The following is a 21,756-nucleotide window of genomic DNA, read 5'->3' on the forward strand; positions in this document are numbered from 1 at the left end:
CATCTGTCTCGGCGGCGCCGCGGCGGCGCCGGCCTGTGGTTCAGTTCAAATTGTCGATGCGCACCGCCGCGGCGTCGGGCGCGCACAGGCCGAACACGCGCAGGTAGAAATACAGCTCCGCCTGCAGCGTGCGGACGATGTTTTCCGCCTGGCGGAAACCGTGGCCCTCGCCCTCGATCTCGACATAGGCGACCGGCACGCCGCGCGCCTTCAGCGCCGCCGCCATCCGCGCCGACTGCGGCGGCGGCACCACCTTGTCGTCCAGGCCCTGGAAGAAAATCATCGGCCGCGACAGGCGGTCGGTGTGGTGGATCGGCGAGCGCGCCAGATACAGGGCCTCGGCCTGCGGCTGCGGCGCGATCAGGTAGGCATTGTAATGCGATTCGAACTTGTGCGAGTCCAGATCCAGCCCCTTCAGGTCGGACACGCCGTAGTAACTGGCGCCGGCCTTGAACAGATCGTGGAAGGTCAGCGCGCACAGCGTCGTCAGGCCGCCGGCGCTGCCGCCGCGTATCAGCAGGCGCTCAGGGTCGGCCAGGCCGCGCTCGACCAGGTGGCGGGCGCCGGCCACGCAGTCGTCGACGTCGACGATGCCCCACTGGCCCTGCAGCGCGTCGCGGTAGGCGCGGCCGAAACCGCTGCTGCCGCCGTAGTTGACGTCGAGTACGCCGAAGCCGCGGCTGGTCCAGAATTGCGTGGCCAGCTTCAGCGTGCTGGTCGCCATGCCGGTCGGGCCGCCGTGGCTGATGACGATCACCGGCGGCTTGGCGCCGGCCGGGCCGGCGTAGTCGGCGCTGTGCGGCGGATAGTAGAAGGCGTGGGCGCGGCGTCCGCCGCCGCTCGGGTAGTTGAGGCTCTCGGGCACGGACAGGGCGGCGTCGGGCGGCGGCTCGGCCAGCGAGCGGGCCAGCACCTCCAGCTCGCCGTTGGCGAAGTCGATGCGCGCCAGTTCCAGCGCGATGGTGGGGCTGCCGCCCAGCAGCGCGACAAAGCCGGGGCCGACGCGCAGCTCGCGGATTTCCCGGTAGGGGTTGGCGATCGGCTCCAGCCTGGCGCTGCCGGCGCGCAGCCGGCCCAGGCGGCTGACGCCGTCCTCGATATACGTGCAGATGATCTCGCTGGCCGAGCGGAAGCCGTACATGGACACGCCGAAGGTCCAGTGCGGGCCGGCGAACTCGGCGCGCATCGGGCACAGGGCTTCGGCGGCGCCGCCGCGCAGGCGGTACAGATTCCACCAGCCGCTGCTGTCGGAAACGAAATGCAGCACACCGTCGGGCGACCACTCGGGCTGGCAGACGGATTCGGCGGGGCCGCCGGCGACCCGGCGCGGCGTGGCCAGCGCGCCGTCGTCGCCGACCTCGGCCAGCCACAGCTCGGTGCCCTGCCACGGCATGCGCGGATGGTCCCAGCTCAGCCAAGCCAGCGCGCGGCCGTCCGGCGACAGGCGCGGCGCGGCGAAGAAATCGTGGCCCCCGGCCAGCACCGTCTCCGTACCGTCGGCGGCGATGGCGCACAGCGTGTTGACGGGATGGGCGTGGCCTTCGGCCGGGTGCAGCTCGCGCACGCCGATCAGGCGCCCGCGCCGCGCGTCGACGATGAAATCGGCGTGGCGCTGGGTGCCGGGCAGGCTCAGCGGCTCGGCCGCGGCGTCGCCGCGCTTGACGTAGACGCGGTTGTCGGCAAAATGCGAAAAATACACGGTGTCGCCGGCCACCGCATACGCGCCGCCGCCGTATTCGTGGACGCGGGAGCGCACATTCAGCGGCGCCGGCGTCAGCTCGGCGACGCTGGAGCAGTGCCGGCGCAGCAGGGTATTGCGGCCGGCCTCGCTGGCGCGGCCGGCCAGCCAGAACACATCGCCGCCGTCGGCCCCGCCCAGCGCCAGTTGCGACAGCGGCGCGGCGCCGGCCGCCACCAGCGCGGCGCTGATCGGCGAAGGCCACAGGCCGAAGGGGGCGGTCGTGCGGGAAGGGCTTGACGTCATGCTGACTCCGGTAAGGTGAGGAAAGCCGTGAAGAAACGCGGGACGGCGGGCGTTAATCATAATGAAAGTGTGGCAAATCATCCAGACAAACTTGCACATCGGGGCCTGGCCTGTGGCCCCGGGGCGCCGCCGGCGAAAACCGCCATGTCTAGACCTGACCCCAAAGTTGGGAATGGGAAAACCGTCATGTCTAGACCTGACCCCAAAGTTGGGTATAGGTATTCCGGGGGGATGAATCTGCGGCCATTGGGTGCGATAATAGCGCTTTCCCCAAGCTATTGATTGCCTTCCATGCCACAATTCGCTCCGCTTCAGAATGATACTTTCCTGCGCGCGCTGCTGCGCCAGCCCACCGATTACACGCCTGTGTGGTTGATGCGGCAGGCCGGGCGGTATTTGCCGGAGTACCGCGCCACGCGCGAGCGCGCCGGTTCTTTCCTCGGCCTGGCGAAGAATCCCGATTTCGCCACCGAGGTGACGCTGCAGCCGATCGACCGTTTCCCGCTCGACGCGGCGATCCTGTTTTCGGATATTTTGACGGTGCCCGATGCGATGGGCCTGGGCCTGTATTTCGTCGACGGCGAGGGGCCGAAGTTCGAGCGCCCGCTGCGCACGGAGCAGGAGGTGCTGGCGCTGCGCGCGCCCGACCTCGCTTCGCTCGATTATGTGTTCAAGGCCGTCACGCAGATCCGCACGGAGTTGAACGGCCGCGTGCCGCTGATCGGCTTTTCCGGCAGCCCGTGGACGCTGGCCTGTTATATGGTCGAGGGCGGCGGTTCGAAGGAGTTTCACACCATTAAGAAGATGCTGTACGGCCGCCCCGATTTGATGCACCACATTTTGGCGACGAACGCGACGGCCGTGGCGCAGTATTTGAACGCGCAGATCGACGCCGGCGCCCAGGCCGTGATGGTGTTCGATTCCTGGGGCGGCGCGCTGGCCGACGGCGCCTACCAGGAGTTTTCGCTGCGCTATATGCAGCAGGTCGTTGCCCAGCTGAAGCGCGACAAGGACGGCGCGAAGGTGCCCGCCATTGTCTTCACCAAGGGCGGCGGCCAGTGGGTCGAGCAGATCGCCGATATCGGCGCCGACGCCGTCGGCCTGGATTGGACCGTGAATCTGGCCCGCGCGCGCGAACTGGTCGGCCATAAGGTCGGTTTGCAGGGGAATCTGGACCCGGCCATCCTGTTCGCCAGCCCGGAGCAGATCGGCGCCGAGGTGGCCAAGGTGTTGCAGGCCTTCGGCGCGCCGGCCGCCGGCAGCGGCCATGTGTTCAATCTGGGCCACGGCATTTCCCAGTTCACGCCGCCGGAATCGGTGGCGGCGATGGTCGAGGCCGTGCATAGCCAGAGCCGGGCCATGCGCGCCGCCTGAGGCGGCGCGGCGGCGCCCGCCGGGCGCCCGTGAAAAGGGCAGGTTTCGCCGCGAAACCTGCCCTTTTTCTTTTTGCCGGCGTCAAGAAAAAACCGACTTATGCACAATTTTTTTTGCTGCGGAAATAAGAGGCAGCCTGTTTTCTCCGCCCCGGGGCATTCTCCAAGTGCTTGATTTGTAAGGGATTAAATTGCCGCCTCGATGCCGCTATTTTGATTCTCGGCAATGTTTTTCCCCATGACTAGCGGCTTGCCAGTTCATTGTCCACAAAGTTATCAACAGTTTCTGTGGATAAAAATGAAAAGTGCTGTGTTTACCGCCACTTAGCGGCGCGGCGGCGCGGCGCGCGGGGACGGCTGGACGGCGCGGGCGTCCGCGCGGCCTTTCCGGCGGCGCCGCCGCTTTCCCCCGCCGGGGCGCCATTTCGGTGCAAAAATGGTCGCTATTACCTCACTTATGCACAGAGAGCAAGAGGATTTGCGAAGTTTTCTCTGCGCTGGGAGGCTATTTTTAAGTGCTTGATTTTATGCGGATATATTTCGCCGATTTGCGCCATCTCCAGTTTTGCCCGTGTGAGAATGTGATGCTTTCTTTCTGTTAATTTCGCTTTGTCCACAAAGTTATCCACAGAGGGCGGCCGCGGGCGCGGACGGCACCGGCATGGTGCGCCGGCACTGGTATATACCGGTGGACAAGCATAAATTCTGTGCGTACACTTCTGCATTGCTCTGAGTGCAAACATGTATTTTTGAACATGAAGATTGTCTGGAGATTCGGTGAAGGATGAGAGCGCATTGTGCGCGCGGCTGGCTGGCAATACCGCGGAGGCGTCGATGGTGAGCGGGATTCGCCTGCTGCTGGCGGTGGCGGCGGTGTTGACGCTCTTCATCAATCCCCAGGGTATCGGCAAGCTCACCGGTTTCACCTGGCTGGTCTTTTTCGGCTACGCCCTCAACAGCGTCACGCTGTTCCTGCTGGCCCAGGTCCAGCACTCGCTATTGCACCAACGAAAAATCTACTGGTTCGACGTGGCCTGGTGCGGCCTCATCGTGTATTGCACGGGCGCGCAAAACAGTTATTTCTTCCTGTTCTTTTTCTTCGCCATCCTGGCCGCCTCCTTCCACTGGGGTTTCCGCGAGGGCGCCCGCATCACGCTGGCCTCGGCCGCGCTGCTGGCCCTGGTGGTCGTGCTGGCCGGCGCCGCGATGGCGCTGTCGCATCTGCTGTGGTGCGTCACCTTCCTGCTGGCGCTCGGCTATATGATCGCCTATTGGGGCGGCCTCGGCCTGCAGCAGAAGCGCCGGCTGGCGCTGCTGCGCGACGTCAGCCGCATGGCCAATCCGCGTTTCGGCGTCGACCAGTCGATCGCCTCCGTGCTGGAGAAGACGCGGCGCTTTTTCCACGCCAGCAGTTGCATCCTGATCATGCGCGACAACGAGCCGGACAGTTGGCTCTTGCGCAGCGCCGTGGCCGCCAACGCCGGCCGCGCCATCAGCGCCGGCCGCATCAGCGCCGCCGCCGCCGCGCCGCTGCTGGCGTTTTCACCCGAGCAAACCGTCATCTATGCGCGCCGGCGCGTGGCCGCGCTGGCCTGGAGCGGCGAGTCGCGCGTGCTGATGCGCGGCGGCGCCCGCTGGCGCCCGCTGGCCGACGGCGCCGGCGCCGCGCTGGCCGAGTTGATGGAGGCGCGCGCCTTCATCAGCGTGCCGCTGCGCCTGCGCAAGGGCGACGGCCGGGTGTATGTGATGGCGCCGCGCGGTTTCAACCGGGCCGACGCGCTGTTCCTCAAGCACATAGCGGCGCAAGCCTTCCCCGTCATCGAAAACATCGAGTTGCTGGACCGCCTGGCCTCCGACGCCGCCTACCGCGAGCGCCAGAAGATAGGCCGCGACTTGCACGACAGTACGATCCAGCCGTATATCGGCTTGCGCCACGGCATCAGCGCGCTGCGCCACGCGGCGGCCGCCGCCGGCAATCCCCTGGTCGGCGACCTCGACAAGCTGATCGCCATGGCCACGGCCGTGATCGGCGACATGCGCCATTTCGCGAAAAGCTTTAACAGCGGCCTGGTGCGCGACGAGCCGGAGTTGCTGGTGGCGCTGCGCCGGCAAATCGCCCAGGTCAAGGAGTTTTACGGCATCGACATCGGCTTGCGCGCCGCCGCCGACCTCGACGTCAGCGACCGCCTGGCGGCCGAGGTGTTCCAGATCGTCACCGAGGGCGTCAGCAATATCCGCAAGCATACCGGCGCGCGCCGCGGTTCCATCGAGCTCGGCTGCGCCGACGGCTGGTTCCGCATCGTCATCGAGAACGAGGCCGACGCCCGGCCGGCGCGGCAGTTCCTGCCCTCGTCGATCGCCGGGCGCGCGGCCGCGCTGGGCGGCCGGCTCCATGTTGCGCAAAAAACCGACGGCAGCACCGTCGTGCAGATTGCGATACCCGTTTAAGTGTGAGGACAAGCATGACGACATCCGAGCGTGCCATCCGTGTGATGCTGGTGGACGACCACAAGACCATGTTGTGGGGTCTGGAAAAATTGATCGACGGCGAGTATCCGCGCATGAACGTGGTCGGCACGGCCGGCGACGGCGACACGGCGCTGGCCCTGGTCGACATGCTGGTGCCCGACATCATCGTGCTCGACCTCGACCTGGGCGGCCGCTCGTCGATCGACATCTTGCCGGCGCTGCTGGCGAACGGCGTGTCGCGCATCGTCGTGCTCAGCGGCACGCGCGACCAGGACTTGCTGGGCGTGGCCGTGCGCGGCGGCGCCCGCGGCGTGCTGGGCAAGGACGCCTCGGCCGAACTGGTGCTGCATGCGATCAAGAAGGTGCATCAGGGCGAGTTGTGGCTGGACCAGGCCGTGCTGGGCACGGTGCTGGGCGAGCTGATGTGCGCGAAGGCGCCGCCGGCCGACCCGGAGTCGCTGCGCATCGCCACGCTGACGGCCAAGGAGAGGAAGATCGTCGGCATGATCGCCATGGGCAGCGGCGCGCTCAACAAGGCCATCGCCCAGCGCGCGCTGATCGCCGAAAACACCCTGCGCAACCACCTGACGTCGATTTACCAGAAGCTGGGCGTGAGCAACCGCCTGGAGTTGTACGTGTACGCCACCCGCCACGGCCTCGGCGACGGCGCCTGAGCCGCCCTCACTCGGACACGGCCACCGCGGCGCCGCTGAAGGCGGGGTTGTACACGGGGTTCTTGAAGTTCGATTCCATGCCGCCCGTGAAGGACATGGTGTCGGCGATCAGCATCAGGTAGGGCTCGCCCTTGAGGCCGCCGCTGCCGACGATGCTCAGTTTGCTCGACGGGAAGTACAGCGTGCCGGCCAGCGTCCAGGCGCTGCTGCCGACGAGGTTGTTGTCGTCCTTGGCCAGCGCGCGGTCGCCGTAGAACAGGATGCCGGCCATCGGCCCCGTCGCCGGCGCCGCCAGTTGCACGACGCCGCTGCCGCGGATGTCGACCGGCCCCTGGGTGTAGAAGGCGACGCCGGCGCCGTCCAGGTTGACGGCGCCGTTCACGCTGAAGCCGCCCTGCAGCACGTAGATGCCGGGCTGGAAGACGACGCTGGCGCTGCCGCTGATGTGGATGCCGCCGGGGTAGGTGCCCGGCGCCAGCGTGGTGTTGCCGCGGATGTTGGCGCCGTTGCGCAGCGGGCCGCCGGCGGGCGTGGCCAGCCTCGCCAGCGGGTCGGCCTCGGCCGGCTGCCCGGTCTGCGGCGCCGGCTTGAAGTTGCCGCCCTCGGCCCGGCTGGCGCTGGGGCCCTGCAGGCCGATGCGCCGGCCGCTGACGGTGATGGCGCCGGTGGCCGCCAGCGTGCCGGCCACACTGCCGTTGACGAAGACGTCGCAGTTGTTGGCGGCCACCTCGCCGGCGCCGGTCACTTCCATGGCGTTGCCGACATTGTTGCGGTTCAGCGCCAGGAAGCAGTTGCCGCCCGGCCGGGCGCCGGCCACGGCGCGCGCCGACACGGCGACGCTGGGCGTGCCGAGCAGGCCCATGAAGGGGGTCGGCACGGCCTGGGCAACCAGCACTTCCACATAGCCGCTGCGGGCCGGCGACGGGCCGGGGCCGCTGAGCAGCCTGACGCTGACGCTGCCGGCCGGGAAGCCGTTCAGGGCGGCGTCGCCGCGGGCCGCCGCGATGACGTCGGCATCGGCCGCCTGGCGGCGCAGCTCCAGCGCGGCCGAGCGGGCGCCGGCGTCGGCGGCCGTTTGCATCTGCCGGCGCGCCAGATACACCTGGCCGCTGTCGTTGGCCAGGCCGGCGCAGCCGATCAGCACCGGCAGCAGCAGCGCCACGGCGACGGGAACGCTGCCACGCTGGCGCGGCAAGGTGGGGAAGGTAAGCATGGTGGTGGCCTCGGCGGGGAGCGGCGCGCCGCTCAGTGGGAAATGGTCATGCTGGCCGTGCTGCTCAGCGGGATGGCGAGCGGGCCGATGAAGGGCATGGTCGAACTGAACTGGTAGCGCAGCGTCACGGTGACCGTGCTGCCGGGCGAGTTCTCGCCCGTGTCCCAGCTCACCGTCGCCTCGTCGAAGGGCATGCCCATCGAGAAGGCGCGGACTTTTTCGCGGATGCGCTGGCGCGCGCTGGCCGTCGTGTGGACGCCGTCGCTGTTGCCCAGCACGCTGCCATAGCGGGCGCCCTCGCGCGCCGCCTCCGACAGCGTGTTGTAGGACCACGCGGCCAGGCCGAAATTGACGATGCCGAAGACGATGACGAGCAAGAGCGTCAGCACCAGGGAGAATTCGACGAGGTAGGAGCCGCGCCGGCGGCGCTGTGCGGGAAGATGGTGGGGTTTCATTTAATTCAGGCGAAAAATGGCGGTTTGACGGAGGTTCAGCACGGCGGGAAAGCCGGGCAGCATGCCGAAGGTGTCGCTGGCGAAGGGGTAGTCGGCGCTGACCTCGACATAGGTCCACGGCGCCGGCGCGTGGCCGGGGCAGGCGCCGCCGCCGTGGGGGCTGCCGTCGGCGCAGCGGCGCACGATGCGCACGCTCGGCGCCGCCATGCGGGGCAGGTCGTGGCGGCCGTCGCGCAGCGCGGCGGCGGCGATGGCGCCGCGGTCTTCGCTGTTGGCGGTGACGGCGTACTGGGCGCCGGCGTGGGCGGCGTTGAGCAGGGCCATGTTGACGTAGTACAGGCGCAGCACGGCGCCGGTGCCGAGGAACAGCAGCAGCAGCAGCGGCAGCAGCAGGGCCAGTTCGACGGCGGCGACGCCGCGCTGGCGGTGTGGGGTGGGCGCCGCCATGCTCAGCCCGCGCCGAGCATGGCCGGCAGCAGTTGCCGGTAGATCTGGATCACCGCCGGCCCCATCAGCACCACCATCAGGGCCGGGAAGATGAAGAAAATCAGCGGGAACAGCAGTTTCAGCGAGATTTTCGCGGCCTGTTCCTCGGCCCGCTGGCGGCGCTTGGTGCGCAACTGCTCGGACTGCACGCGCAGGGCCACGCCGATGCCGGTGCCGAAGCGCTCGGCCTGGATCAGCATCGTCACGAGGGCGTTGACGTCGTCGACGCCGGTGCGCAGCGCCAGGTTGCGCAGGGCTTTTTCCTTGCCGCTGCCGGCGCGCAATTCCAGCGTCACCAGTTGCAGCTCCTCGGCCAGCACGGCGCTCTTCAAGCCGATTTCGCCGGCCACGCGGGCCAGCGCCGCGTCCATCGCCAGGCCGGCCTCGACGCAGACGGTCATCAAGTCGAGCGCGTCGGGGAGGCTGTCGAAGATGTCGCGCTGGCGCCGCCGGGCCAGGCGGCCCAGCAGCAGGTTGGGCAGGTAGTAGCCGGCGGCGGCGGCGGCGAGCGGCCAGAACAGGCGCGCCGCGCCGGCGCCGGCGCCGCCGCCGAGGAAGAAGCAGGCCGCCGGCAGCGCCGCGCTGAGCGCCGTCTTGGCGCCGTAGAACAGGGCCGGCGCGGCCGCCGTGCGCAGGCCGGCGTGCAGGAAGCGCAGGCGCAGCGAGGAGCCGTCGGCGGGGTCTTGCGGCGCCGACAGCTTGCCCAGCGGGATGGCCATGCGCAGCAGGCCGGCCAGCCAGCGCCGCCGCCGGCCGCCGGCGTCGGCGCCGTTGCCGGCGGCCGCGTGCAGGCGGTAGTGCAGCGCGCGGGGGGCGAACGGCCGCGTCAGCAGCAGCACGGCGCCGAAGACGGCGAAAAACAGCAGCGCCAGGTAGAGGTAGGTGGAAGTGTGCATGCGGCTCCTGCGGGTTGGGGGGCGCGTCTCAGACGCGGATGCGGGTGACGGCGCGTATCGTCGCTATGCCGATGAGCATCATCAGCGCGGCGACGCCGAGCATCTTGCGGCCGCCCGGGTCCGTGTACAGCAGGCCGAGGAAGTCAGGATTGCTCAGTTGCATCAGCAGCGCGGCGCCGAAGGGCAGCAGCGACAGCACCCAGGCCGACATCCTGCCCTCGGCCGAGAGCACGCGGATCTGGCCGAGCAGCTTGAGGCGGTCGCGGACGATGCCGCTGATGCTGGTCAGCAGCTCGGCCAGGTTGCCGCCCGTTTCGCGCTGGATCAGCACGGCGACGACGAAGTAGCGCAAGTCCGTGCTGGGCACGCGCGCGGCCAGGTTCAGCAGGGCGTCGGCCAGGGCGACGCCGAAATTGACTTCGTCGAAGACGCCGCGGAACTCGCCGGCCAGCGGCTCGGGCAGCTCGTCGCCGGCCATCTTCAGCGCCGTCGGGAAGGCGTGGCCGGCGCGCATGGCGCGGCCCATCAGGTCCAGCGCCTCGGGCAGTTGCAGCTCGATGCGCCGCAGGCGCCGCGCCTTGGCGCGCAACACGCCCAGCAGGGGCAGCGCGGCGGCGGCGGCGCCGGCCGGGCGCAGCGGCCACGGCAGGTTGGCGGCGCTGGCCAGCGCCAGGCCCAGCAGCAGCGCCAGCAGCGACAGGCCGGCCAGGCGGGCCACGCTCCAGCTGAGCCCCGATTGCAGCAGCAGGCGGTCGGCGGCGGCCGTGCCCGGCAGCGCTTGCAGCAGGCGCTGCAGCGGCGGGCTGCGGCTCAGCAGGCGGGTCTTGGTGATGGAGACGGGGGCCTCGGCGGCGCCGCCGCCGTGGCTGCGCAGGCGCCGGGCGATGCGGGCGGCGCCGCCGCCGCGGGCGGCGCGCCACAGCAGCCAGAGGCCGCCGCACAGCAGCGCCGTGGCGCCGAAGACCAGCGTGACGAAGGCGTGGTACATCCAGTCCATCGTCTCAGCCCTCGCGCCGCTGCGGCTCGAACAGCGCGCCGGCGACGCTGATGCCGAAGGTGTGCAGGCGCTCGACGAAGCGGGGGCGGATGCCGGTCGAGACGAAATGGCCGAGCACGGCGCCGGCGTCGCCGACGCCCGTTTGCCTGAAGCTGAAAATTTCCTGCATGGTGATCATCTCGCCCTCCATGCCGGTGATTTCCTGGATCGAGGTGACCTTGCGCTTGCCGTCCATCAGGCGGGCGACCTGGACGACGACGCCGATGGCCGAGCTGATCTGCTGGCGCATGGCCTTGCTGGGCAGGCTGGCGGCGGCCATGCTGATCATGTTTTCCAGCCGCGTCAGGGCGTCGCGCGGCGTGTTGGCGTGGATCGTCGCCATCGAGCCCTCGTGGCCCGTGTTCATCGCCTGCAGCATGTCGAGCGCCTCGCCGCCGCGCACCTCGCCGAGGATGATGCGGTCGGGGCGCATGCGCAGGGCGTTGCGCACCAGGGCCCGCTGCGTCACCTCGCCCTTGCCCTCGATGTTGGGCGGGCGCGTCTCCAGGCGCACGACGTGGGGTTGCTGCAATTGCAGCTCGGCCGCGTCCTCGACGGTGACGATGCGCTCGGTGGCGCCGATGAAGCCGGACAGCACGTTGAGCATGGTGGTCTTGCCGCTGCCGGTGCCGCCGGAGATGAGGATGTTGATCTTGGCCTTGCCCAGGCCCTGCAGGATCTCGGCCATGTCGGCCGTCAGGCTGTGGTAGGCCACCAGGTCGGCCAGGCGCAGCGGGTCGGCCGAGAAGCGGCGGATCGACATGATGGGGCCGTCGATGGCCAGCGGCGGGATGATGGCGTTGACGCGCGAGCCGTCCGGCAGGCGGGCGTCGACCATGGGGCTCGATTCGTCGATGCGCCGGCCGACGCGCGAGACGATCTTGTCGATGATCTTCATCAGGTGGGCGTCGTCGCTGAAGCTGACGTCGGTCAGCTCCAGCTTGCCGCGGCGCTCGACGTAGACGCGCTTGTGGGTGTTGACGAGGATGTCGGAGACGCTGGGGTCGGCCAGCAGCGGCTCCAGGGGGCCGAAGCCGAGCATCTCGTTCTGGATGTCGCGCGTCAGGTTGCGCCGCTCCTGCTCGTTGATGGCGACGGCCTCCTCGTCGAGCAGGCGCTCGACCAGGGCGCGCAATTCCTCGCGGACCTGCTGCTGGCTCAGGCGCTGCATGCCTTCCAGGTCGACCCGCTCCAGCAGCATCTGGTGGATGCGCTGCTGCAGCGCCTGGTAGCCGCGGTTGTCGATGGTGGCGGCGCGCGGCGCGGCGGCCGGGGCCGGGGCGGCGCTGCCCAGGCGTTCCCTGATGGATATGCTTGCTGTTGCCATGTGTTCTCTCCGTGCTGCGCTGTTGCGAAAAAAGGGCGGCCTCAGGCGGCGCGCTGGAATAGCCGCGCCATCCAGCCCTGGCCGGCCGGCGCGGCCTCGCCCGTCAAGCCCTGGGCGAAGTCCTGCAGGGCCCGCGTCAGCGGGCTGCCGGGGTCCAGCTTGAGGATGGGCACGCCCTGGTTGACGGAGGCGGCGGCCGCCTCGTAGTGGTTGGGGATGGCCTTGAAGATGGCGCTGCCGTAGGCGCCCTCCAGGTCTTGCAGGCGGATGTCGCTGCCCTTGTCGTGGCGGTTGACGACCAGCTGGATTTTCTTCTTCGGGTAGCCGAGCGCGCGGAAGGCGTCGAGCAGGCGGCGGCCGTCGCGGATGTAGGGCAGCGTCGTCTGCAGGATGGGGTAGATGGTGTCGGCCTGGTCGAGCGCGCGGATGCTGATGGCGTCGAGGCTGCGGCCGATGTCGAGGATGACGAAATCGTAGTGGCGCCGCGCCAGGTGCAGGATGGCGTCGACGTGCTCGGGCAGCACGTCGTTGGCGTGGGCCGGGTCTTCCGGCGCGGCCAGCACGCCGTAGTTGGGGGTGATGCTGAGCATGCTGGAGGCGAGGAAGGACGGGTCCAGGCGGTGGATCTGCTGGGCCACGTCGGCCAGCGTGGCCAGCGGCTTGTGCTCGGAGACGAACAGCGAGGCGTCGCCGAACTGCAGGTTGAGGTCGATCAAGGCGACGCGCTTGCTGCCGGACGCGGCCAGCGCGTAGCCGAGGTTGGTGGCGAGGAAGGTGGCGCCGCTGCCGCCCTTGCAGGAGATGAAGGCCAGCACCTGGCCGCCGGCCGGCTGGCGCTGCTCGCGCTTGTGCTCGACCCGCTCGACGGCGGCCGCCAGGCTGGCCGGCGGCGCCGGCGAGGCCAGCACTTCGCGCACGCCGGCGCGCATGGCTTGCAGCAGCAGTTGCGGCGTGTGGTTGCGGCACAGCAGGATGACGGCCAGCTGGGGCTGGCCATTGCCCAGGCGTTCGAGCTGGGCCAGCTCGGCCTCGGCGACGTCGGGCTGGTCGAGCACCAGCACGTCGGGCGGCGTGCCGCCCGGCAGTTGCGCCAGCGTGCCGGCGACGGCCGCGACGGTGTCGGACGGCTTGCGCTGGCGCAGCAGCGCGGCCATGTCGGCCAGCGCGCTGGCGTCCTTGGAGATGACGGCGATTTTCAATGTGGTTCCCGGTTGCGTGTGGGGCGGCGCGTCAGCGGCCGCCGACGCCGATGGTGAGCACGTTCGGCTGCGCCTCGGGCGTCTGGTTGGATTGCTGGTAGCGCTCGTAGGCGCCCAGCGCGGCCCTGGCGTCGAGGCCGGCGTCGCGCTGGGCGCGGGCGCCGGCGTCCGGGTGCAGCGTCTGGCGGGCCATCGCCAGCCTGACGCTGTGGCCGAACTGGCGGTCCAGGTTCGGCGTCGCCGGGGCGCAGCCGGCCAGGGCGATGGCGCACAGCAGGGCGGCGTGGGGGAGGTGGCGTGGGCGCATGGTGTGGCTCCTAGTTGGGGGTGGCGGACGGCGCGGCGGCGCCCTCCTGTTTGCCGTGCAGGAAGAACTCGGCCCGCGACGGCGCCACATAGCCGTCCGTCGGCAGCGCCGGCTTTTGCGCCAGCGGCTTGACCAGGTGGGGCGTGACGATGAAGACCAGCTCGCTGCGGTCGTTCTGGAAGTCGCTGCTGCGGAACAGTGCGCCCAGCACCGGCACCTCGCCGAGCAGCGGCAGGGCCTTGATGTTGGAGGTGACGTTGTTCTTGATCAGGCCGCCGATGGCGAAGCTCTGGCCGTCGAACAGTTGCACCGTCGTGGTCGCCCGCCGCGTCGTGAACGAGGGCAGGATGGCCGTCGCGTTCAGACCGGCGGCGGCGACGCCTATGCCCTCCTTGTTGAGCTCCGACACTTCGGGCGCCACCTTCAGGTTGATGCGTCCGCCGTCCAGCACGGTGGGGGTGAATTTGACGGCGACGCCGAATTCCTTTTCCTCCAGCGTGATCGTGGGAATGCCGTTGTTGTGGTTCTGGCTGACGGGGATGAAGACCTTGCCGCCGGCCAGGAAGCTGGCCTCCTGGCCGCTGATGGCCATGATGGTCGGCTCGGCCAGCACCTTCACCAGGCCGTCGCGCTTTTGCGCGTCTATCCTGACGTTGTTGCCGTTCGTCGTGTCGCGCGTGCCGACCATGCTGGGATTGCCGCTGAGCAGGTTCGACAGCAGCGCGTGGTTCCAGTTGCCGGCCTTGATGTTGATGCCCAGGCTGGCGCCGAGCTGGTCCACCAGGCTCTTCGACACTTCGGCGATCTGCACTTCCAGCATCACCTGTTGCGGCGCGGCGATGCCGAGCATGTTGACGACCTTCAGCGGGGCGGTCCCGGCCGGCGCCGCCGGGTTGGCCGCCGCGCCGGCGCCGGCGCGCTGCACATAGACGCCGGCCAGCGCGGCGATCTGGCTGGCCTTGACGACGTCGGACACGGTGCCGGACAGGATCAGGGTGTCGGCCGCCGCCGTGATGACGATGTCTTTTTCGCCGCCGAACAGGCGCTCCAGCTGCTGGCGCAGCCCGACCGTGTCGACGTTGACGGCGATGTCGACGATGCTGGCCTGGTTGGCCTTGTTCCACAGGATCAGGTTGGTGGCGCCGGCGCGCTTGCCGAGCAGGTAGACCTCGGTCGGGTTGAGCAGGATGACGTCGGCCACGTCGGCGTTGCCGACGGCCACGCGCGCGGCCGCATACGGCAGGTGCAGCAGTTTCGACTTGCCCTCGGCCAGCGTGATCAGCGCCGCCAGCTCGGGGGCGGCCGGCGCGGCCGCGGCCGGTTCCGGGGCGGGCCGGCGCGCCGCCCTGGCGGGGGCTTTCGGCGCCGGCCGCGGCGCCGCTTTCTGCTGGGCCGGGCTGGCCAGCGCCATGTCGCCATACGCGAAGACCGACAGCGCCACGACGCCGGCGGCCGCCAGCGTTCCGCGTAGCGCGGCGCGCAGCGCGGAACGCTGGGCGCGCTGGGCCACGGTGTAATATTTACGCATCAAATGCTTCCTTGTTCATCGACTTAAAATTGTTGCTGGCTGCGGTCCAGGCCCTTGATGACCTCGATCTGTTCGCGCCGCGGCGCGGCGCGCAGGGCCGCCACGCGGGGCGCCTGCTGCGGGGCCGCCGCCCGCTGCGGCGCCGCCTTGACGTCGAGCAGGCTGGTTTTCGTCGCGCCGTCCGTGTTGACGGGGCCGGGGTCGATCTGGTTGCGCAGCACCAGCGACAGCGTGCCGACGCTGCGCGCCAGGTCCAGCTTTTCCGTCTGTTCCGGCGTCAGTTCCAGCGTCACGGCGTTGACCACCTTCGGCTTGGTGTCGTCGCGGCTGGATTCCTGGGCGATGGCCAGCACGAGTATGCGTTCCAGCACGATCTTCGAGATGGCGGGATCCTTGTGCGCGCTCTTCTCCGCCTCGCCCTGGGTGTTGACGAGGATGTCGACGAAGTTGCCGGGCAGGGCGAAGCCGGCCACGCCGACGACGTCGTTGACGCGCACCGTCATGGCGCGCTTGCCGTCGGCGACGATGGCCGACAGGCCGCCTATCGTGCCGGCCGGCGCCAGCTTGCTGTCCATGAGCGGCTCGCCGCGCTGGATGCTGCTGCGCGTGACGCGGTTCGCCAGCAGCGCCGGGTCGCCGATGGCGCCGGGCGGCAGCGCGTTGGCGGGCCAGTCGACCAGGTGCACCATGTCGGCGCCGAGGCGCGCGCCCAGGCCGATGTCGACGCTGGCGACGGCGACCTTGCTGCTGCTGCCGGCCGCCTGGGCGCCGATCCAGCGGGCCGCCACCATGACGGCGGCAAAGGCGAGCACGCAGGCCAGCGCGATCATCGTCACTGCACGGGTATTTCTCATAGCATTTCCTCGGTGTGGCGCGGCGCCGGCGCTCGGCGCGGACCGGTTGGGGTGTGGGCGGCGCGCGCGCGGCGCGCCAATGCGCCGGCGGCTTCGGCGCGCATCAGAAGCGGCCCCCGGCGTCGGCGGCGAGCGAACCCAGCGTGCCGGCGGCGATCGCCACCGCATACGCCAGCTTGCCGGTGGGGGCGGAGGGGGCGGCGATGCGCGCGCCCTCGCCGGCGGCGCCGCGCATCAGGCTCAGCACCAGCATCTCGTGCAGATTGCCGAGCACCTTGGCCAGCTTGCCCTGCCACAGGGCGACGGCGAGGGCCAGCACGCCGCCGGCCAGCACGCTGCCCAGCGCCGCGCCGACGATGGCGTGCGGGCCGAGGAAGGCGCCGACCATCGCCAGCAGCTTGACGTCGCCGGCGCCCATGGCGCGCAGCATGTACATGGGCAGCAGCGCGGCCAGGCCCAGCGCCATGCCGGCCAGCGCCGCCAGCGGGCCGAGCCCGCCGAAGGGCGCGCCGAACAGGCCGCCGCCGGCGGGCAGCAGCGTGTGCAGCGCCAGCGCGGCCAGCGCGCCGGGAAACACCAGGCGGTTCGGAATGCGGCGGCTGCGCAGGTCGTGCCACACGGCGGCGGCCAGCAGGGCGCACAGCAGCAGCGCGGGCAGGATCATCAATAAATGGCTGGGCATGGCGGGTGCGGACGCTGTGTCGGATCGTTCATGTGGGGAGGGTGCGCGCGGGTATCGCGGCAAGGTGGCGGGCCGGGGGCCGGCCCTTGCGTGGCGCCAGCCGCGGCGCGCGGGCGCTGCCGCCGGCGCGTCATGGCCGCTGTCAGGCGGCCGGCGTGTTTATTTCGGCGCAGCTATTTTGTCGCCGATCGATTTGAATAAATCGCTGATTTTGCCGCCCAGCGCACTGGCGCCGACGGCGATGGCGACACCGATCAGCGCGGCGATCAGACCGTATTCGATCGCGGTCACGCCGTCTTCTTCGGCGATAAAGTGTTTAATCGAGTTCATGGTGTTGTCCTTGTTGAGTTGGTGGAAAGTGCCCTACTTCTGCGCCACGCGGCGTTTGCGGCGGAATCTGTTCTAAATGCCAACAATGCAGAAGCGCAAACTATAGGCGCGGCGCCAATGATATGCATCAGAGAAACGTCATTTTCTGACTGGTACAATCCGCACTTTCTTTGGGACATGAACTAGTACATATGTCTTGCTTTTCCTGGTCGGAATATGCCGCGCAAGGGGCCGATGCGGCGCCAGGCCAGGGCCGCCCCCATGCCGGCTTAGGCGTTTTGTAACAAGTCGAAGTATGATGGGCCCGGTAGACCGCCCCGCCCCGGGCGGGGATAATTCCGCCAGCCTCGGCGCGCGCGCCGCGCCGCGTTTTTTTTCAGATTGGTAGCATCGATGCCGCAGTGCATTCTTAACATCGCCCTCGACACCCCGCTGAACGCCTGTTTCGACTACCGCTGGCCGTGCGCGGACGGGGCGCGGCCGCAGGTGGGGCAGCTGGCGCTGGTGCCCTTCGGCCGGCGCGAGGTGGTCGGCCTGATCGTCGGCGTGGCCGACACCAGTACCGTGCCGGCGGACAAGCTGAAGGACGCGCTGGCCGTGCGCGGCCAGCTGGCGCCGCTGTCGCCGCAGTGGCTGGCGCTGGCCGGCTTCGCCGCCGACTACTACCAGCGCCCGCTGGGCGAGGTGGCCTTGCCTGGCCTGCCGAAGAATTTGCGCGTGCTGACGACGGTGGCGCTGGACCGCGCCATCAAGAAGCTGGCCAAGGACGCCAGCGTGCACGACGGCACGCCGCTGGACATGCCGCGCCTGAACGAGGCCCAGCAGCGCGCGGCCGACGCCATCGGCGGCGCGCGCGGCTTCGCGCCGACGCTGCTGTACGGCGTCACCGGCAGCGGCAAGACCGAGGTGTATCTGCAAGCCTGCGCCCAGGTGCTGGCGCGCGAGGCGGACGGGCAGATCCTGATCCTCGTGCCGGAGATCAATCTGACGCCCCAGTTGGAGGGCAATATCCGCGCGCGCTTTCCCGGCGTCATGCTGGCGACGCTGCACAGCAGCCTGTCCGAGGGCGAGCGCATGCTGCACTGGCTGGCCGCCCACGAGGGCAAGGCGCGCATCGTGCTGGGCACCCGGCTGGCCATCCTCGCCTCGCTGCCGCACTTGCAACTGATCGTCATCGACGAGGAGCACGACCCGTCCTACAAGCAGCAGGAAGGCTTGCGCTATTCGGCGCGCGACCTGGCCGTGTGGCGCGCCTGGCAACTGGGCATCCCCATCGTGCTGGGCTCGGCCACGCCCTCGCTGGAAAGCTGGCACCACGCCCAGTCGGGGCGCTACCGCAAGCTGGAGTTGCGCGAGCGGGCCGTCAAGAACGCCGTGCTGCCGCGCGTCAAGCTGCTCGACATGGAGCGCGACCGCCCCAAGGACGGGCTGACCTCGCACCTGGTGGCGGCGCTGAAGCTGCGCATGGAGCGCGGCGAGCAGTCGCTGCTGTTCCTGAACCGGCGCGGCTACTCGCCGGTGATTTGCTGCGAATCGTGCGGCTGGATCAGCAACTGCACGCGCTGCACCTCGTTCATGGTGCTGCACAAGCCGGAGCACCGGCTGCGCTGTCACCACTGCAGCCTGGAGCTGCGCATCCCGCGCCATTGCCCCACTTGCGGCAACGTCGACCTGCAGCCGCTGGGGCGCGGCACCCAGCGCGTCGAGGAAGGCTTGCAGCAACTGTTCCCCGAGGCGCGCATCCTGCGCATCGACGCCGATTCGACGCGCCGCAAGGGCAGCGCGCAGGCCGCGTTCGACAGCGTGCACCGGGGCGAGGTCGACATCCTGATCGGCACGCAGATGGTGGCGAAGGGCCACGATTTTAAAAAATTGACGCTGGTCGGCATCCTGAACCCGGACACGGCCCTGTTTTCCCAGGACTACCGGGCCAGCGAGCGCCTGTTCGCGCAATTGATGCAGGTGGCGGGCCGGGCCGGGCGGGCCGCGCAGAGCGAGGGCGGCAGCGTCAGCGAGGTGCTGATACAGACCCGCTACGCGCGCCATCCCCTGTACGACGCCGTCGTCAACCACGACTACGACCACTTCGCCGGCGCCTTGCTGGAAGAGCGCGCCCAGGCGGCGCTGCCGCCCTATCTGTTCCAGGCGCTGCTGCGCGCCGAGGCGCCCGAGCTGGCCACGGCGATCGCGTTTTTGCAGGCGGCGCAGGCTTGCCTGGCGCACCCGGCCATCACGATCAACGACCCGATACCGATGAGCATGACGCGGGTCCACAACGTCGACCGCGCGCAGTTGCTGGTCGAGTCGGCGTCGCGCCCGGCCCTGCAGGCGTTTTTGAAGGAATGGCTGGCGGCGCTGCGCGACATGAAAAGCCGCGTCAAATGGTCGCTGGAAGTGGACCCGCTGGATATCTGAGCCGCGTCCGCGGCGGGTTCAGGCGACGGCGTTCTGCAAGAGGTAGCGCCGGGCGCTGCTGACGATTTGTTCCGACAGCAATTTGGTGAACGGCGCGTCGAGCGTCCAGGCGTGCCAGCTGAGCGGCACGTCCAGCGTGCGCCCCGGCAGCAGGTCGACCAGGCGCTCCGCCGCCAGCGCTGCGGCGGCCTGCCGCTGCGGCATCAAACCATACGCCAGGCTGCCGAGGATGCAGTCGCCCAGGGCCGCCGACACGGGCACGGTGTGGTGCGGGAACTGCGCCTGCATGTCGAGTTCCTGGTGCAGGAAGCGCGCCAGCAGGCGGCGGTCGCTGACGGCGGCCGGCGCCAGTTGCACGGCGTCGGCGGAAAAGCCGTCGCCGAACCAGTGGCCGGCGAACACCGGCGTGGCGACGCAGACATAGCGCAGCACGCCCAGCGCCGTCACGGTGGTGCCGGCGGCGTTGTCGGCCGGCACTTCCGGCGCGCCGGCGACGCAGCCGAACACGCTGCCCTGGCGCACCAGTTGCAGGGCCGTGTCGCTGTCGGCCAGGCGCACGTCGAGCTGGCAGCGCGGCGGCGCCAGCAGCGCCGGCAGGCTGGCGTGGAACCAGGTGGCCAGGCTGTCGGCGTCGACCGCCAGCGCGATTTCCGGCATGCTGACGCTGTTGCCCAGGTCGATGTCGAGCGAAGCCTCCATCAATTTCACGTTGCGGTGGTGGGCGATCAGGCGCTGCCCCAGGCCGGTCGGCACAGCCGGCTGGCCGCGCACGATCAGCAGCCGCCCGCTGGCGTCTTCCAGCGCCTTGATGCGCTGCGACACGGCCGACTGGGTGATGCCCAGCGCCAGCGCGGCCTTCTCGAAACTGCCGTGGCTGGCAACGGCCTCCAGGACGGCGAGCGCGCGATAATCCAGGTTAGCCATAAGCTGCACTTATATGAAGTTGAAAGGGATTAGCCATACTAATGCTTTCTTGCCGGCAAGTAAAACCTAATTTACGGCAGAAGAGTAGTATTCATGAGGGGCGATACGCGGCCGCGGCCTGGCGCGGCGTTGATGCAAATCAAAAGGAGCGCAATGGAAACGCTACAAGTGGACGTCGCCATCATCGGCGCCGGTACGGCGGGCATGACGGCTTACCGGGCCGCGCGCGCCCACGGCAAGCGCGTCGTGATGATAGAGGGCGGCCCCTACGGCACCACCTGCGCGCGCGTCGGCTGCATGCCCAGCAAGCTGCTGATCGCCGCGGCCGAGGCGGCCCACGCCGTGGCCGCCGCGCCGGCCTTCGGCGTGCATGCCGGCCCCGCGCGCATCGACGGCGCGGCCGTGATGGCGCGCGTGCGCGGCGAGCGCGACCGCTTTGTCGGCTTCGTCGTCGACAGCGTCGAGGCCATGCCGGCCGGGGACAGGCTGCGCGGCCACGCCCGCTTTCTCGGCCCGCGGCGCCTGCAGGTGGACCGGCACACCGTGGTCGAGGCCGGCAGCATCGTCATCGCCACCGGCTCCAGCGCCATCGTGCCGGAGGCGTGGCGGGCGGCCGGCGAGCGCGTCATCGTCAGCGACGCCGTGTTCGACTGGACCGGCCTGCCGGCCTCGCTGGCCGTCGTCGGCAGCGGCGTCATCGGCCTGGAGCTGGGCCAGGCCCTGCACCGGCTGGGCGTGCGCGTGAGCGTGTTCGCGCGCGGCTCCAGCGTGGCCCAGCTCAGCGACCCGCTGCTGCTGCAGACGGCCGCGCGCACCCTGTCCGGCGAGCTGGACCTGCGTTTCCAGACCCGCATCGCCGGCGTCGGCCGCGACGGCGACGCGGCCGTGGTGCGCAGCGTCGACGCCGGCGGCGCGGAGCGCAGCGAGCGCTTCGACTATGTGCTGGCGGCCATGGGACGGCGCCCGAACGTCGGCCAGCTGGACCTGGAGCTGGCCGGGCTGGCGCTGGACCGGCGCGGCGTGCCGCTGTACGACCGCGCCACCATGCAATGCGGCGACAGCGCCATCTTCATCGCCGGCGACGCCGACGACGAGCGCCCCGTCTTGCCGGAGGCGGCCGACCAGGGCCGCATCGCCGGCGACAACGCGGCCCGCTACCCGGCGCCGCGGGCGGGCCTGCGGCGCACGCCGCTGGCGGTGGCCTTTTGCGAGCCGCAGATCGCCACCGTGGGGGCGCGCCACAAGGAGCTGTGCCACAGCCACGCCGGCCGCTTCGCCATTGGCTCCGTGTCGTTCGAGGACCAGGGCCGCAGCCGCGTCATGCTGCAAAACCGCGGCATGCTGCGCGTCTACGGCGAATTCGGCAGCGGCCGCTTCCTCGGCGCCGAGATGATCGGCCCCCGTGCCGAGCACATCGGCCACCTGCTGGCCTGGGCCCACCAGGCCGGGCTGAGCGTCGCCGCCATGCTCGACATGCCCTTCTACCACCCGGTCGTCGAGGAGGGCGTGCGCACGGCGCTGCGCGAGCTGGCCGTCCACCTGGCCAGGGAGGACGGGGCGCAACCGTGTCAGGATTGCACGCCGGGCGCATAAATGTAGACGCC

General features: G+C 69.8%; 19 protein-coding genes. 5 read left to right on the forward strand and 14 right to left on the reverse strand.

Going from position 1 to position 21,756, the window contains the following annotated elements; genetic code table 11:
• Positions 1 to 40: 40 nt before the first annotated feature.
• The gene (locus OIK44_RS10470; protein WP_273670687.1) at positions 41 to 1,984 is read right to left on the reverse strand and encodes a dipeptidyl-peptidase 5; all 1,944 of its coding nucleotides are present in this window, start codon (positions 1,982 to 1,984) and stop codon (positions 41 to 43) included.
• A 291-nt stretch (positions 1,985 to 2,275) separates the two neighbouring features.
• Between OIK44_RS10470 and hemE the strand changes: the two genes are divergently transcribed.
• The 3 genes from hemE to OIK44_RS10485 all read left to right on the forward strand — a co-directional run bounded on the left by hemE (position 2,276) and on the right by OIK44_RS10485 (position 6,500).
• The gene (gene hemE, locus OIK44_RS10475) at positions 2,276 to 3,358 is read left to right on the forward strand and encodes a uroporphyrinogen decarboxylase (protein WP_273670688.1); all 1,083 of its coding nucleotides are present in this window, start codon (positions 2,276 to 2,278) and stop codon (positions 3,356 to 3,358) included.
• An 833-nt stretch (positions 3,359 to 4,191) separates the two neighbouring features.
• Positions 4,192 to 5,805: a sensor histidine kinase gene (locus OIK44_RS10480; RefSeq protein ID WP_273670689.1), complete on the forward strand. Its 1,614-nt coding sequence runs from the start codon at positions 4,192 to 4,194 to the stop codon at positions 5,803 to 5,805.
• Between the two features lie 14 nt (positions 5,806 to 5,819).
• On the forward strand, positions 5,820 to 6,500 hold the full coding sequence (locus tag OIK44_RS10485; protein WP_273670690.1) for a response regulator: 681 nt from the start codon (positions 5,820 to 5,822) through the stop codon (positions 6,498 to 6,500).
• Between the two features lie 7 nt (positions 6,501 to 6,507).
• Here OIK44_RS10485 and OIK44_RS10490 read toward each other — a convergent pair whose 3' ends face one another.
• The 12 genes from OIK44_RS10490 to OIK44_RS10545 form a co-directional block, all read right to left on the reverse strand.
• Positions 6,508 to 7,713: a pilus assembly protein TadG-related protein gene (locus OIK44_RS10490; protein WP_273670691.1), complete on the reverse strand. Its 1,206-nt coding sequence runs from the start codon at positions 7,711 to 7,713 to the stop codon at positions 6,508 to 6,510.
• A 32-nt stretch (positions 7,714 to 7,745) separates the two neighbouring features.
• Positions 7,746 to 8,168, reverse strand: coding sequence for a TadE/TadG family type IV pilus assembly protein (locus tag OIK44_RS10495; RefSeq protein ID WP_273670692.1), 423 nt, complete (start codon positions 8,166 to 8,168; stop codon positions 7,746 to 7,748).
• Positions 8,169 to 8,615, reverse strand: coding sequence for a TadE/TadG family type IV pilus assembly protein (locus OIK44_RS10500; protein WP_273670693.1), 447 nt, complete (start codon positions 8,613 to 8,615; stop codon positions 8,169 to 8,171).
• Positions 8,616 to 8,617: 2 nt separating this feature from the next.
• Positions 8,618 to 9,550 (reverse strand): type II secretion system F family protein, encoded by a 933-nt coding sequence (locus OIK44_RS10505; protein WP_273670694.1) that lies wholly within the window; start codon positions 9,548 to 9,550, stop codon positions 8,618 to 8,620.
• A 28-nt stretch (positions 9,551 to 9,578) separates the two neighbouring features.
• Positions 9,579 to 10,547 carry a type II secretion system F family protein gene (locus OIK44_RS10510; RefSeq protein ID WP_273670695.1) on the reverse strand — a complete coding sequence of 323 codons (969 nt, stop codon included), beginning with the start codon at positions 10,545 to 10,547 and terminating at the stop codon, positions 9,579 to 9,581.
• Positions 10,548 to 10,551: 4 nt separating this feature from the next.
• Positions 10,552 to 11,913, reverse strand: a complete 1,362-nt coding sequence (locus OIK44_RS10515) for a TadA family conjugal transfer-associated ATPase (RefSeq protein ID WP_273670696.1) — start codon at positions 11,911 to 11,913, stop codon at positions 10,552 to 10,554.
• A gap of 41 nt (positions 11,914 to 11,954) precedes the next feature.
• Positions 11,955 to 13,112 carry a CpaE/TadZ family protein gene (locus tag OIK44_RS10520; RefSeq protein ID WP_273670697.1) on the reverse strand — a complete coding sequence of 386 codons (1,158 nt, stop codon included), beginning with the start codon at positions 13,110 to 13,112 and terminating at the stop codon, positions 11,955 to 11,957.
• Between the two features lie 31 nt (positions 13,113 to 13,143).
• Complete coding sequence (locus OIK44_RS10525) at positions 13,144 to 13,419, reverse strand: hypothetical protein (protein WP_273670698.1); 276 nt, start codon at positions 13,417 to 13,419, stop codon at positions 13,144 to 13,146.
• A 10-nt stretch (positions 13,420 to 13,429) separates the two neighbouring features.
• A complete protein-coding gene (locus OIK44_RS10530; protein WP_273670699.1) occupies positions 13,430 to 14,947 on the reverse strand; it encodes a type II and III secretion system protein family protein in 1,518 nt (505 codons plus the stop codon).
• 23 nt (positions 14,948 to 14,970) lie between these two features.
• On the reverse strand, positions 14,971 to 15,801 hold the full coding sequence (gene cpaB, locus OIK44_RS10535; RefSeq protein ID WP_273670700.1) for a Flp pilus assembly protein CpaB: 831 nt from the start codon (positions 15,799 to 15,801) through the stop codon (positions 14,971 to 14,973).
• Between the two features lie 103 nt (positions 15,802 to 15,904).
• Complete coding sequence (locus OIK44_RS10540; protein WP_273670701.1) at positions 15,905 to 16,483, reverse strand: A24 family peptidase; 579 nt, start codon at positions 16,481 to 16,483, stop codon at positions 15,905 to 15,907.
• Between the two features lie 159 nt (positions 16,484 to 16,642).
• On the reverse strand, positions 16,643 to 16,813 hold the full coding sequence (locus OIK44_RS10545; protein ID WP_273670702.1) for a Flp family type IVb pilin: 171 nt from the start codon (positions 16,811 to 16,813) through the stop codon (positions 16,643 to 16,645).
• Between the two features lie 393 nt (positions 16,814 to 17,206).
• Between OIK44_RS10545 and OIK44_RS10550 the strand changes: the two genes are divergently transcribed.
• Positions 17,207 to 19,228, forward strand: a complete 2,022-nt coding sequence (locus OIK44_RS10550) for a primosomal protein N' (RefSeq protein ID WP_273670703.1) — start codon at positions 17,207 to 17,209, stop codon at positions 19,226 to 19,228.
• 18 nt (positions 19,229 to 19,246) lie between these two features.
• Here OIK44_RS10550 and OIK44_RS10555 read toward each other — a convergent pair whose 3' ends face one another.
• Positions 19,247 to 20,152 (reverse strand): ArgP/LysG family DNA-binding transcriptional regulator, encoded by a 906-nt coding sequence (locus tag OIK44_RS10555; protein WP_273670704.1) that lies wholly within the window; start codon positions 20,150 to 20,152, stop codon positions 19,247 to 19,249.
• Positions 20,153 to 20,305: 153 nt separating this feature from the next.
• On the opposite strand from OIK44_RS10555, the gene OIK44_RS10560 reads away from it, so the two are divergent.
• On the forward strand, positions 20,306 to 21,745 hold the full coding sequence (locus OIK44_RS10560) for a dihydrolipoyl dehydrogenase (RefSeq protein ID WP_273670705.1): 1,440 nt from the start codon (positions 20,306 to 20,308) through the stop codon (positions 21,743 to 21,745).
• Positions 21,746 to 21,756: the final 11 nt, after the last annotated feature.

This window comes from Janthinobacterium fluminis (assembly GCF_028595325.1).
Taxonomy (GTDB): Bacteria; Pseudomonadota; Gammaproteobacteria; order Burkholderiales; family Burkholderiaceae_D; genus Janthinobacterium; species Janthinobacterium fluminis.

Excerpts from the sequence above, each read along its gene's own strand:
- OIK44_RS10470 (WP_273670687.1), bottom strand. The coding sequence starts at position 1,984 with ATGACGTCAAGCCCTTCCCGCACGACCGCCCCCTTCGGCCTGTGGCCT.
- hemE (WP_273670688.1), top strand. The coding sequence starts at position 2,276 with ATGCCACAATTCGCTCCGCTTCAGAATGATACTTTCCTGCGCGCGCTG.
- OIK44_RS10480 (WP_273670689.1), top strand. The coding sequence starts at position 4,192 with ATGGTGAGCGGGATTCGCCTGCTGCTGGCGGTGGCGGCGGTGTTGACG.
- OIK44_RS10485 (WP_273670690.1), top strand. The coding sequence starts at position 5,820 with ATGACGACATCCGAGCGTGCCATCCGTGTGATGCTGGTGGACGACCAC.
- OIK44_RS10490 (WP_273670691.1), bottom strand. The coding sequence starts at position 7,713 with ATGCTTACCTTCCCCACCTTGCCGCGCCAGCGTGGCAGCGTTCCCGTC.
- OIK44_RS10495 (WP_273670692.1), bottom strand. The coding sequence starts at position 8,168 with ATGAAACCCCACCATCTTCCCGCACAGCGCCGCCGGCGCGGCTCCTAC.
- OIK44_RS10500 (WP_273670693.1), bottom strand. The coding sequence starts at position 8,615 with ATGGCGGCGCCCACCCCACACCGCCAGCGCGGCGTCGCCGCCGTCGAA.
- OIK44_RS10505 (WP_273670694.1), bottom strand. The coding sequence starts at position 9,550 with ATGCACACTTCCACCTACCTCTACCTGGCGCTGCTGTTTTTCGCCGTC.
- OIK44_RS10510 (WP_273670695.1), bottom strand. The coding sequence starts at position 10,547 with ATGGACTGGATGTACCACGCCTTCGTCACGCTGGTCTTCGGCGCCACG.
- OIK44_RS10515 (WP_273670696.1), bottom strand. The coding sequence starts at position 11,913 with ATGGCAACAGCAAGCATATCCATCAGGGAACGCCTGGGCAGCGCCGCC.
- OIK44_RS10525 (WP_273670698.1), bottom strand. The coding sequence starts at position 13,419 with ATGCGCCCACGCCACCTCCCCCACGCCGCCCTGCTGTGCGCCATCGCC.
- OIK44_RS10530 (WP_273670699.1), bottom strand. The coding sequence starts at position 14,947 with ATGCGTAAATATTACACCGTGGCCCAGCGCGCCCAGCGTTCCGCGCTG.
- cpaB (WP_273670700.1), bottom strand. The coding sequence starts at position 15,801 with ATGAGAAATACCCGTGCAGTGACGATGATCGCGCTGGCCTGCGTGCTC.
- OIK44_RS10540 (WP_273670701.1), bottom strand. The coding sequence starts at position 16,483 with ATGCCCAGCCATTTATTGATGATCCTGCCCGCGCTGCTGCTGTGCGCC.
- OIK44_RS10545 (WP_273670702.1), bottom strand. The coding sequence starts at position 16,813 with ATGAACTCGATTAAACACTTTATCGCCGAAGAAGACGGCGTGACCGCG.
- OIK44_RS10550 (WP_273670703.1), top strand. The coding sequence starts at position 17,207 with ATGCCGCAGTGCATTCTTAACATCGCCCTCGACACCCCGCTGAACGCC.
- OIK44_RS10555 (WP_273670704.1), bottom strand. The coding sequence starts at position 20,152 with ATGGCTAACCTGGATTATCGCGCGCTCGCCGTCCTGGAGGCCGTTGCC.
- OIK44_RS10560 (WP_273670705.1), top strand. The coding sequence starts at position 20,306 with ATGGAAACGCTACAAGTGGACGTCGCCATCATCGGCGCCGGTACGGCG.